The sequence below is a fragment of the Streptomyces sp. NPDC055287 genome (genome assembly GCF_053646035.1).
The window spans coordinates 1-10,947 of record NZ_JBSHNE010000088.1; the positions used below are offsets into that span (position 1 = coordinate 1).

Sequence of the window (10,947 nt, forward strand, 5' to 3'; positions counted from 1 at the left end):
CTACCGTGACTGAACGAACACTAGCAGTAACCAGATTCGGTCTTCCACACCGACCACCCCCGCCAGGAACATCGACTCAACATCAAGCGGATGGAGGCCAATTGACCGATAAACGGCTGGATCGATCCTCGGCATGCGCCGTCACATCACCCGATACGAGCCCCGACGGCTCCGCCTGCGGCTGCTGCCCACCGCCGCACAGCTCGTCACCACCGGCCGCACCCTTAGCCTCACCGGGAACTGGCCCTGGACCGACGTGATCACCAACACCCCTGGCCCGGCTCACCGCCCTGCGAACCCAGGCCGACCAGCAGCCTTCCCCGCCCCTGCGAACCCGCACCAGCCCGCCGGGACCGTGGAACCCGGCGCGACAGCCGGGCCCTCACCCTGTCCACCACCGGCCCAACAAGCCCAAACAGCACGCCAGTTGACCTGGCGAGCCCTTATGAAATACCGAGGCCAACTGAGCGACGTGCCGCGTATCGCGGTCAGCCGACATACCCCTCAAAAGCGCATGCTGATCCCGCCCTGTGGGGGTGGCTCACCCGCTCGGACGAGCTCGGCGAGCAACTGGTCGCGAGGGTGTGCATGGTGAGTGCATGAACACCACACCTCACCCCAAGAAGGCAGTTTCCCGGATATCGCGAGCATTCGCGGTGAGTGCCGCCGTGGGCATCGCTTGTGCGGCGGGGGTGGCAACTGCCACATCCGCCGTAGCCGCGACGCACGTCGCCACGAAGGCCACCCCAGCCCACGGCGGCGGGGACGACTTCCAGTGCGGCAACGGCCTCCTCCCCATCCTCAACTTCTGCAACTGAGGCACAACCCGAGGGAGTTCCAGCCCGCAAACCCCACAACCACACACGGAAGAAGTCCACCCACCCCCAGGGCGGTCAGGAACAGGAGCAAAAACCTCTCCCTGACCGCCCTGCCGACCACAACCGAAGGCCTGCCGCCCACTGCTCCGGCCGGGGCGGCAAAACGCTCAGTGAACGAACAACGCAATGACCGCGAGAAGTCCTCGCCGGACATCCATACCGGCATCCTCAGCCGCACCGCTCGCCGGCTGCGGCGGGTGTGGTGCCGTGTGGCGGTCGCTTAGCGGCACCGGCTCCCGCCCGGGACGCCCGCTCCTCCCTTCCGGCGAGTGGCTCACCGAGGGCTGCGGTCAGGAGGTCGCCGGACGCACGATTCAGCGCCACGGCTGGGTTCGTGCCGGTTGCCTGGCACCGTCCCGCTCGGTTTCTCGAACCAGTACGGACTCTCGCGGTCGTCGCAGAGCGGATTGCCGGTCTGCGGTTTGATCGAGGTGGGGAGCGTCTGTCTCGTGCGGCGTGATGCCGTTGGCACGGGAGCGGCTGGAGGGCCCGTCGTGGGGCTGGTTGGCGGGCGCGTTGGGGGTGCCGTCGTTTCATTTCAGGTGGGAACCCCACCCGGTGGGCGAACTCGCCGGCCGCGTCGCGTCCCGCAGGTGAGCATCACCGCGTCCGACGGCCCGCAGGCCAACGAGTAGCCAGGCGACCTGGCAGAGTTGGGAAGGGTGACGCGCAGGCGGGCCAAGCTCTTGCTGCCGGGGCCGGTGATCGGCCGGTCATACGGATGTTCGCGGCCAGGTGATGAGCGCTTTTGAGTGTTGGACAGTCTCTCTCCCTGCCCCGCCCGGTGCCCTCAGACACCAAGCCAGCGTAGAGCCCACTGAGCGAGCCACTTGGCGAAACGGGTCAACTGAGCTACCGAGGACCTCTCGTGAAAGTGCGCAGGAAAGGCATGTGCCAAGCAACAACGCAGCAAGAAGCGGGGGTGGGGTGAACCAACAGAAGAACCGGCTCCTGGGGGGTTCCCAGAGCCGGCTCCCAGTGGGAGAGGTCGGTGTGATCCGAAGGCGATTCCCTTAGACCTCTCGGTTTCAGGCAGGCGGCCCGTCGAAGGAGACCCAGTCGGCCCAGGCGGCGTCGGGGTCGGTGCTCACCTTCCAGGAGGACACCGCGCCGGAGTCGTTGCCGACCACGATCTGCGGCCGACCGTCTGTGAGGCTCGCCGCCCCCACACTGCGTGCCGAGCCCGGCATACCGTTGAACTTTGCCCAGTCGGCCCAGCCCGCGTTCGGGTCGGTGGTCAGCTTCCAGGTGGTCCACAGTTCCCCGCTGTCGGTCACCGCGAACACCTGCGGCCGCTCGTCCGTGAGCGGGGCCGCCGCCAGTGACGCCACTGTGCCGTGATCGAAGCGGAACGGCTGCCAGCCGATCCATGCGGCGTCAGGATGCGTGTCCACCTTCCAGTTGCTGAACAGTCCCTGACGGCTTCCAGCAAAGAGCTGGGGGCGACCGTCCGTCAACCGTGCTGATGTCATGCTTCGAACAGACATACTGCTGCACCTTTCTGATACGCCCTGCCGGGCATCCGTACATCGCGCCCCCACCTAACCCAGCATTCGAGCCCCCTGCGAATCCGCAAGGCGAACGCTTGATCCAGTAGGCCGAAAGGGTCATAGTCCGCTGCTGACTTTCAACTCGGTGAGCTGGTCATCCTCACGAAGCCGAGCGGACGCTTCTCAACCTCGCGAGCAAAGCCCTCGCTCAGCACGGATCGAACCGGTCCCGTAAGCAACGCTGACGCCCCCCACTCGCCGACAGCGACAAGGGACGGCTCTGGGTCGTCGGGGGCGCTGAGGGTGAAGCGGCGGTGGCGAGGTCGACCTGCTGCAACTCGATGCCTTCGGGGGCCGAGCCGTAAGGCCAGCGAGGCCACACGGAGCAGGAAGCGGGTTTCGGCGCCGCCGCCCTCCTCGCCGCCGGTCTTGGGGGGCGAGGAGGGCGATGGCGCCGACTCGGCGCTGCCGTCGACGACGACCACGTCGCGGTCGGCCCGAGGCTGAGGCGCACCCGGCCGTCCGCCAGCACGTTGCGGCCGGCGACCGAGGCGCACGGCGTCGAAATGAAACACGCGATCCCGTCCCCGAGGTAGGACAGCGCGATGAGGTGGACGCCGCCCGAGCCCGAGGTCGCGGCCCACAGATCGACGTCGCTCTGCAGCCTTGCGCGAGTGTCCCTCAGCCTCGCCTCACGTCCACCCGGCAGCGCGCCCGTCATACTTCCTCCAGTCCCTGCAATCGCTTCGTGCAGGGCCCTGCCTTGCGGGGGCGGGCTCCGTCGGTCGTCGGTCGGTTCACTTCGGTCGCGGGCTTTCGCGGACGCCACGGCCTCAAGCGCCCAGCGGCCTCGCGCGCACCGCCCCCATGTGGGCCACGTGGAGCACGAAGCGCGTCGTATGGACGGAGCCGTTCGGCGGCGGGCCGGCAGCCTGACCCATGTCCGGCCATGCGCGCGGCGCACCTGGTCCGAGTGACGATGGCGGCCGGTCGCGGGCGGGCGGATCCGCCAGGCGCCCGGGCGCCGCCCGACGTAGGGAACCTTGACCGCTTGCACTGATTCCGAATGCCGCCGCCCGGCACTGCTTGAGCCGGTTGATGGTCCGTTCGATGGTGTTGCGCATCTTGTACCGCTCTTCGTCGAAGCCTGGTGGCGTCCGCCGTGTGAGCCTTTGCGCAGGCGGGCGGCCTGACTGTCGGTCTTCTCCGGGATCGTGTGGCGGACACCCCGGCGCCGCAGGTACTCATGACAGGACTTGTTGCTGTACGCCTTGTCGGCGGCCATGCTTTCGGGCTTCTTACGGGGCCTGCCCGGACCAGGCTTGGGGACGCGGATCTCCGCCATGACCGGGTTGAACTGTGTGCAGTCAGCCCGCTGAGCTGGTGTGACGACGAGTGACAGCAGGCGGCAGCGGCCGTCTGCGCCGATGCAGTCCGAGACTGAAAGCAGCTCAGAGATCGTCGGTCGTCCCCAATCGACCATGTCGCAATGCTGCTGCCGGGGGCGTACGGTCTGGTCAGGGCGAGATTCGAGTTTGCTTCGCGAAAGGGCGGGGAGCCGAGGAGAGAGGGCGCGCCTACAGAGGACGTCCCTCACTGGAGGGCGTTATGATCATCCTCGGAGTCATTCTGCTCGTCATCGGCCTCGTGGCCGGCATCGGCATTCTCTGGACCATCGGAATCGTCCTGGTCGCGATCGGGGTTCTGCTGTGGATTCTGGGAGCGGTAGGACATGCGGTCGGCGGACGACGGCACTACTGGTAGCGCCGCGCGGCACCTTCCATCAGGGCATTTTCGGCTGAGCATGTCGGCGATGCCCGCAGCAGCGAACGTCAGCATGGCTCGGTGCTGGCTCCGTCGCGCTGTGAAACTGACCTACCGAGCTACATCCCCCAGCTGACGGAAAGCACCGGTCGCGATGACGCCTCATGCTCCTGTTCGTCCCCCGCCCTCACAGGCGTCCGGAAGTGACTTCGCCAGACTGTCGAAGGAGATCGCCGACGCCGGGCTGATGCGCCGCCGCCCCGGCTACTACACGGCCCGCATCACCACGGTAGGCGCGCTCTACGCCGGCGGCTGGACCGCTTTCGTACTCATCGGCTCCAGCTGGTGGACACTGGCCATCGCCGCCTTCCTCGCACTTGTTTTCGGCCAGGTCGCCCTCCTCGCTCACGACGTGGCCCACAGGCAGGTATTCCGGCTTCGCAAGGCCAGCGAGCGGTTCGGCCGGATCGCCGGGAACGCGGGCATCGGGATGGGCTACGGCTGGTGGCAGGACAAGCACACCCGCCACCACGCCAACCCCAACCACGAAACCCTCGACCCCGACCTGATCCCCGACCTGCTGGTCTGGTCCCAGCAACAGGCCCGCGCCGCCAAGGGCCTTCCCCGGCTCATCGGACGCTCCCAGGCCATCCTCTTCTTCCCTCTCCTCACACTCGAGGGCTTCAACCTGCATGTGATGGGTGTGAAGGCCCTGGCCAACCGTTCGTTGAAACACCGCGCCCAGGAAGGCACCCTGCTCTTTGCCCACTTCGCGCTCTTTCTCACTGCGCTGTTCCTGGTGCTGCCGCCCGGTATGGCGATCGCCTTCCTCGCCGTTCACCAGGGCCTGTTCGGCCTCTACCTCGGCTCCATCTTCGCCCCCAACCACAAGGGCATGCCGATTCTGACCGGCAAGGACCGCCCCGACTTCCTCCGCCGCCAGGTCCTCACCTCACGCAACGTGCGCGGCGGCCGGTTCACCGGCATCGCCCTGGGCGGTCTCAACCACCAGATCGAGCACCACCTGTTCCCCAGCATGCCCACCCCTCAACTGCGCGCCGCCCGCCCCATCGTCCGCCGCTACTGCAGCGAGCTGGGCATCCCCTACCTTGAGACCGGTCTCATCGCCTCCTACCGACAAGCCCTCACAAGCCTTCACCAGGCAGGACGCCCCATCCGCGACGCACGCTACCGCTCAGCCAAAACTTCATCCGCGTCCTGAGCTGGATGCTCGCTACGCCTCCAACCAGCGGAGCCGAGTGGAGAGAACATCCCACTGGAATGACAGCGCGATATCCGGCGCCTGCGGACCGCTCCCCGGATTCGGCGGAGACAGGACCGCCCTCCGACTCGGACAACGGACTGGCCAAGAGGGCGGGCACAGCTCATGACGATCCACCAGAGCGAGCGTGTGTGTCGGCGATGCCCTCGCCGCACGGGATCGGTCGTCAACGTGGTTCGGTGCTGCTGTCGTTCACGGTTCGCTGCCTCCACCTCTGCTGGACCGGCGGCTCCCCAAGGGTGGGCGCTTCCCGAGCGACAATGCAGGGGCGGGCCGTCACAGAGTGGTCTAGCCAACTGGTCACATGGCGCCGCATACCGGGGATCACTCCTGCCGCTCTTCATCGGCGGGCTCGTCCTCCCACTCCTCTTCCTCGACGTCCCCTTCTTCTTCGTCTTCTTCGTCCTCTTCGTCTTCCGCGGCTTCGTACTCGCCGTCACTCTCCGACTCCTCGGCCTGTGCTGCTTCTTCCTCTTCCATCGCTTCGTCGTGCGACATGACGACTTCGCCGTCCCGGATCTCGCCGCGCCAGCCTTCCGGCTCTTCCTCGGTGAGAGTGACGTACCGCTGGAAGTGCTTGAAGTCCAGCCTCATCCGGCGGCCCTGAGCCCGCCACAGATTTCCGGTCTTTTCGAAGAACCCGGACGGGTAGTACTCCACGACCAGGACGATCCGCGTCACTGTCGGCGCCAGTTCGTGGAAACTGACCGCACCCTTGGTCGTCCCCTTTGCACCTTCGGAGGTCCAGACGATCCGGTCGTCCGGGATCTGCTCCTGGACAGTCGCTTTGAAGCTGCGCGAAGAGGGGCCGACCTTGACCTTCCAGTCGCTGGTCATCTCGTCGCTCTTCGAGACGCTGTGAACACCCTTGGTGAAGCTGCTGAACTCCTCGTACTGCGTCCAGTAGTCGTAGGCCGTGCGCAGGGGCACGCCGACATCGAGGACCTCAATGATGTTCATGCTCTTGCTGCTACCGGACTTGCCCTTGCCGCCGCCGAACGCTTCCTTGACCTTGTTCACGACGCTGTCCTTGAGGCCTTTGGCCTTCTCGGACAGGAACGCCTTCACGGGGGATTCGCCCCCGAGGATGCGCGAGCCGATTTTGAGCAGGCCGCCGTTCTCGGCGGCATCGGTGAGCTGATCGGTGACGTCCGTGACCTTGTCACTGGCTTTCTCCGCGAGCCGTTCAACCTGTGAACCGACGAAACCCGACAGTGCCTCACGCAGTCCGCCCATCCCCGACTCCTGCGTCTCCGGCTGCTTCGTCTCCTTCCCGGCCATGGCGGGCTACCTCCGGCGATCGGCGCGCTTGGACGTCTTCTTCTCAGCCCGTCCTGAAGACGCCGCCTTCTTTGCGGGAGCCTGCTTCCTGGCGGCAGACTTCTTCGCTGGGGCTGCATTCTTCGCGGCCGGCTTCGTCGCAGAGGACTTCTTCCTCCGGGATGGTTCCTTCGGCCCGGAGGAACTCCGGGCAGAGGGGGCCCTCTCACGCCTGGACGCGGTACCCCTCTCGGTCCGAGCCGTCTCCCGGGAGCTTCTCCGGCGCTGCGGGCGCTCGGCTTCAGGCTCCTCCTCCTCTTCCTCCTCCGGCTCTTCCTCGTACTCCTCCTCCGGCTCTTCCTCGTACTCCTCCTCCGGCTCTTCCTCGTACTCCTCCTCCGGCTCTTCTTCTTCCTTCTTACCGAAGCTTGCCGTGCGGTCACGGAGGGTGTCCGCGAGCGTCCCCATGCCGCGAGTGGCAGCAGCTGTCACTGCCTTGCGGCCGGCCTCGAGGAACTCCCCTTTCAGCTGTTCCTGTAGTTCGGCGACCTGCGGGATCTCCGCCAGCTTGCGCATTCCCTCGGCAGCGAGCTGGCGCGGCTCAAGACCGAACCGTCTGCCCGCCAGATACGTCCCCACGCTCAGGGCGAGCTTGCCTTTCTTCGTACGGCCCAGCACGTAACCGCCGACTACGGCCGCGGCAAGAGCCATCTTGGTCTGATCATCCATGCGCACGTCACCTTCATCGTTCCCTCGGGGACCCGCCCGTGCCGCGCACACTGCTGCTGTCAGTGGTCTCTGCCCAACGGCGGCCACTGCGGCCGATTTTGGGAGCGCAACGAAGGGGGAACCTGGTCCTGCTCACTTCGGCCGGGGCCGGCCATCTACAGCCCGGCGATTCCGGCCACGACGGGCGGTCGCCTCGGTACGGGAGCCATCAGTCAATGCCGGTCCTGTACTCACCAGTTTCGCCCGAATGGTGTCGGTCGCATCTTGAGAAGCCCTGCCTCCTGCTGCGGAGGCGGGTCGCTGCGGCAGTTCCGGGGTTGCCAGTCGCTGGACGTCAGCGCCGACCGCTGCAAGATCAAGACCGCACCCGAGTTCGACACGGACAAGCTCACTGGCGGCCCCAACTGCCTTGAGCAGCTCGGCAAGTACTACGGGCAGCACATGTGACCTCTCATGCACGTCGGTACGGGTCCCGCCGGTAGTTGGCTACCGGCCAGATCAGACCGCCCACCGGCGCCGCCTGGTTTTCGTCTCCCGGCGGCGCGACCCTCAGGTCGGCGTCCGTCAAGTTCGTCTGCGACAAGGCGCTGGTGAAGGCACCAGGGGCGAACCGCGACTCGCCCGCCGCCGAGAGTGACCCCTCCACCCGAGGAGGGCAAAGCGCCATAGTCCTCTTCCTGGTCCTGCTTGTCGTCGCGATCGTGCCGGGCATCATCGGCGTGGCCGTCGAGGGCATGCTGTATCTCTCCATGGGCGTACTGCTCCTCATCGCCAACGTGGGGTACCTCGCCGTGCGGTCGGCATTGCGCCGACGCCCGACCCGCTGACCGTCCGGCCCACACGATGTCCGGCCGCCCCCGGCTGGCGCCCCAAAGCCACACGATCGTCACGTCCACCCTGCCGCAGCTCTGGCACGCGCCAGCGGCGTGCGGTCGCCCGGCGACAGGACAAACCGACAGGACAAACGAGGAACGCTCCACACGTCGGGTGGTGCGAGGAACGGATCGGCACGATCCGCAGGTTCAGGCCGTCTACCAGTAGTGCCGTCGTCCACGGACCGCGTCACCCAGCGATCTCTGGATCCACAGGATGACCCCGATGACGACCAGGATGATCCCGATGGCCCACATGATGGCGATCTTGGCCACGAAACCGATGATAAGCAGGATGATCGTGATGTCCTCGGATCGCGCGGAGTGATCCCCCTGCCCAGCAGGTCCCTCGCCCGCCTTCAGCGCAAACCCACACCGGGATGCCTGGAAGTTGGCACGGGTCACGGCCGAGCGGCGTCGCGGTCGACGGTCTCCAGCGAGTGGACCACCAATCCCGGGGCATCATGCCGTCCCTGTCGCAGTGGCCTCGTTGGCGGTGCAGTTCTACCGTAGGGAGATACGAAGCAGATCCTTGGAGCGCGTCATGATCGTCATCCTCGGACTCATAATCCTGCTCGCCGCGGTAGTCGTCGGGGGCCGCTGTTGTCACCAACAGCGGCAGCGCGCACGAGGTTACCGGCGGGTTCTCGGTATTCGGCTTCGACGTGACCGGCTCCACCGGCACGCTCTTCCTTTGCGGCATGATCGTCGGGGCAGCGGCCCTGTTTGGACTGAGCCTGCTCCTGACCGGTGCACGCCGTACCTCTCGCCGTGGCAGCACCGCGCACCGCGGACGCAAGCCGTCGCGCCGCGAGACGGCCTCTGCCGGGAGGGACCGCGACGACCTGGTCGACCAACGCGAGCCCGCCCGCGCGGACAACGCGAATGCGCGGGGGAACGACTCACCCCAAGGTGATCGCACTCGAGCCCCGGACAGCGGTCGCCGCAGCAGACTGCACTTCGGGCACCGATCCACCCCCCAGTAGGCGTGCGGCCGCACGCGCAGATCGCTGACCGGCCGGCGTCACGGTATTCCTGCCACCGAACCCCAACAGACAATTCACCCAGGGTGGCTCCGATGAGTATCGCGAAGAAGATCACGCACAAGGCCGAATCGATGAAAGGCGGCGGCAAGAAGACAACCGGCCGCGCCACCGGCAGCCGGCGCCTGCAGGCCGAAGGCCGCGGAGACCAACTCAAGGGCAACATCAAGCAGGCCGGGGCAAAGATCAAGGACGCCTTCAAACACTGACCACTCCGCCCCGTCGACCCGACCAGGTCTACGCCGAAGCACGCGGGAGGACCTGCATGGGTACAGCTGGGCGTCGATCCGAGACAGGCGCTCCGGCTGTTTGCGCATGCCCTCAGGCGGCTGACGACGCCCCACAACGCCGCCAGCGGCCGCCCGACGATCACCACGGACGGACTGGTGTACCTCAAGTAGCCGACCGAGCACCCACGCAGCGACGCAGCGGGAGTAAGCAAGGAGCGGCAGCAGCACCCGAAGGTCTGCGGCCGCTCCTTCTCCGTTGCGCGAACAACCTTGCCGCGCGGAATGAGCAACGACGCGGGCATCCACTATCAGGCCAACGATCGACGCTCCCGCATCGACCAGGTGTCGGCGGTCTCTCCCAGCCGTCGCCGACACTGAGGCTCGTCTGGCCGTAGAGACGGGGGCTTTCCGTCAGATCGTTGAAGAATGTCCGAAGTGCGACTAATGCACAGTTCAGTGTTCCCAGGATGTTCCCATTGCGCACCCAAAGGTCTTCCAGGGTGGTTCCCTGGAAGACCTTTAGTGCGCTGACCTGCAAATTTTGTGGTGCCCCCGGCAGGATTCGAACCTGCGACACCCGCTTTAGGAGTTCGATCCGCCGTCCTCAGCAGGCAGCTGCTGCGAGGTTTGGGCCGATGCCTACGACCGCTCGGAGTTGCCGGCGTCCGGCGCTGTTGATGTCAGCTGACCCTGCTTGGTTCGGCTACGGGCGACGGTAGGCGGCACGGTCGACACCGGGTACCGGGGCCCGGGACAGGTCCATGTAACACGGGTAGTCGGGGTCACCTACCTCCATGAGCACGAACTGATCGAATTCGTGATTAGCGAAGCGATGGAGGTACTGCAAGAAGAGTTCCAGTTCCTCGTCGGAGAGAGGTTCGCCGTGTCGGTCGTTTCGCACGCCCGCTGCACGTAGCGCGCCGCCGGGCGCGGCCAGCCGGGGCGAGGACAGGAGGCAGGCCGCGCCGGCGCCGTGCCCGGGCACGCAACGGGCACGGGATGCTTGAGCTGGTCCCGGACAACAAAGAAGCCCCCGGCCGATGGCCTGGGGCTTTCTAGTGGAGCGGGTGACGAGAATCGAACTCGCGCTCTGAGCTTGGGAATCAACCAGCATTTGAGTGGCTGCCGCAGCGCTGACCGGGTGAAATGCCCGAGATGGCATCGTCTCGGGACGGCGCGCAGATGCCCGTGGTGACCGTTGTTTACCGCTTCGTATGGCACGTAGTGGCACGGCGACGGGTTCCGCTCGGTCGGACCAGCTCGGCGAGTAGTTGCAGGGGTGCAGGCTCGCTCGCGATGGTGGGGGTGTCGGGGTACGGACGTGTCTCCCCAGCCGGGTACGAGCGGACATCCTCGGCTGCTTGGTCGCCGCATGGCCGGGGCCGGCCGATAGCCAGCC

Annotated in this window: 11 protein-coding genes; 6 read left to right on the plus strand and 5 right to left on the minus strand. The window is 66.5% G+C overall.

Going from position 1 to position 10,947, the window contains the following annotated elements; genetic code table 11:
• The first annotated feature begins 599 nt into the window (after positions 1-599).
• Entirely contained in the window at positions 600-818 is a 219-nt protein-coding gene (locus ACWIHY_RS39460) for a hypothetical protein (RefSeq protein ID WP_454381505.1), read from the plus strand.
• A 1,088-nt stretch (positions 819-1,906) separates the two neighbouring features.
• Here the strand turns inward: ACWIHY_RS39460 and ACWIHY_RS39465 are convergent.
• Complete coding sequence (locus ACWIHY_RS39465; protein ID WP_454381506.1) at positions 1,907-2,272, minus strand: hypothetical protein; 366 nt, start codon at positions 2,270-2,272, stop codon at positions 1,907-1,909.
• Positions 2,273-2,576: 304 nt separating this feature from the next.
• Positions 2,577-3,851, minus strand: a complete 1,275-nt coding sequence (locus tag ACWIHY_RS39470) for a transposase (protein ID WP_454381507.1) — start codon at positions 3,849-3,851, stop codon at positions 2,577-2,579.
• Between the two features lie 125 nt (positions 3,852-3,976).
• Here ACWIHY_RS39470 and ACWIHY_RS39475 point away from each other — a divergent pair, with 125 nt between their 5' ends.
• Together ACWIHY_RS39475 and ACWIHY_RS39480 are read left to right on the plus strand one after the other, a co-directional pair.
• Positions 3,977-4,132, plus strand: coding sequence for a DUF6131 family protein (locus ACWIHY_RS39475; RefSeq protein WP_356914107.1), 156 nt, complete (start codon positions 3,977-3,979; stop codon positions 4,130-4,132).
• 154 nt (positions 4,133-4,286) lie between these two features.
• The gene (locus ACWIHY_RS39480; protein ID WP_454381508.1) at positions 4,287-5,354 is read left to right on the plus strand and encodes a fatty acid desaturase family protein; all 1,068 of its coding nucleotides are present in this window, start codon (positions 4,287-4,289) and stop codon (positions 5,352-5,354) included.
• A 384-nt stretch (positions 5,355-5,738) separates the two neighbouring features.
• On the opposite strand, the gene ACWIHY_RS39485 is transcribed toward ACWIHY_RS39480, so the two are convergent.
• A complete protein-coding gene (locus tag ACWIHY_RS39485; RefSeq protein ID WP_454381509.1) occupies positions 5,739-6,695 on the minus strand; it encodes an SRPBCC family protein in 957 nt (318 codons plus the stop codon).
• A 6-nt stretch (positions 6,696-6,701) separates the two neighbouring features.
• Positions 6,702-7,403, minus strand: coding sequence for a histone protein (locus ACWIHY_RS39490; RefSeq protein WP_454381510.1), 702 nt, complete (start codon positions 7,401-7,403; stop codon positions 6,702-6,704).
• Between the two features lie 264 nt (positions 7,404-7,667).
• Here ACWIHY_RS39490 and ACWIHY_RS39495 point away from each other — a divergent pair, with 264 nt between their 5' ends.
• On the plus strand, positions 7,668-7,850 hold the full coding sequence (locus tag ACWIHY_RS39495) for a hypothetical protein (RefSeq protein WP_454381512.1): 183 nt from the start codon (positions 7,668-7,670) through the stop codon (positions 7,848-7,850).
• 35 nt (positions 7,851-7,885) lie between these two features.
• Positions 7,886-8,230, plus strand: coding sequence for a hypothetical protein (locus tag ACWIHY_RS39500; RefSeq protein WP_454381513.1), 345 nt, complete (start codon positions 7,886-7,888; stop codon positions 8,228-8,230).
• Positions 8,231-8,434: 204 nt separating this feature from the next.
• Here the strand turns inward: ACWIHY_RS39500 and ACWIHY_RS39505 are convergent, their stop codons facing one another.
• Entirely contained in the window at positions 8,435-8,551 is a 117-nt protein-coding gene (locus tag ACWIHY_RS39505) for a DUF6131 family protein (protein WP_454381514.1), read from the minus strand.
• Positions 8,552-9,353: 802 nt separating this feature from the next.
• On the opposite strand from ACWIHY_RS39505, the gene ACWIHY_RS39510 reads away from it, so the two are divergent.
• Entirely contained in the window at positions 9,354-9,527 is a 174-nt protein-coding gene (locus ACWIHY_RS39510; protein ID WP_454381516.1) for a CsbD family protein, read from the plus strand.
• Positions 9,528-10,947 lie beyond the last annotated feature (1,420 nt).

Excerpts from the sequence above, each read along its gene's own strand:
- ACWIHY_RS39460 (WP_454381505.1), top strand. The coding sequence starts at position 600 with ATGAACACCACACCTCACCCCAAGAAGGCAGTTTCCCGGATATCGCGA.
- ACWIHY_RS39470 (WP_454381507.1), bottom strand. The coding sequence starts at position 3,851 with ATGGTCGATTGGGGACGACCGACGATCTCTGAGCTGCTTTCAGTCTCG.
- ACWIHY_RS39475 (WP_356914107.1), top strand. The coding sequence starts at position 3,977 with ATGATCATCCTCGGAGTCATTCTGCTCGTCATCGGCCTCGTGGCCGGC.
- ACWIHY_RS39480 (WP_454381508.1), top strand. The coding sequence starts at position 4,287 with ATGACGCCTCATGCTCCTGTTCGTCCCCCGCCCTCACAGGCGTCCGGA.
- ACWIHY_RS39485 (WP_454381509.1), bottom strand. The coding sequence starts at position 6,695 with ATGGCCGGGAAGGAGACGAAGCAGCCGGAGACGCAGGAGTCGGGGATG.
- ACWIHY_RS39490 (WP_454381510.1), bottom strand. The coding sequence starts at position 7,403 with ATGGATGATCAGACCAAGATGGCTCTTGCCGCGGCCGTAGTCGGCGGT.
- ACWIHY_RS39510 (WP_454381516.1), top strand. The coding sequence starts at position 9,354 with ATGAGTATCGCGAAGAAGATCACGCACAAGGCCGAATCGATGAAAGGC.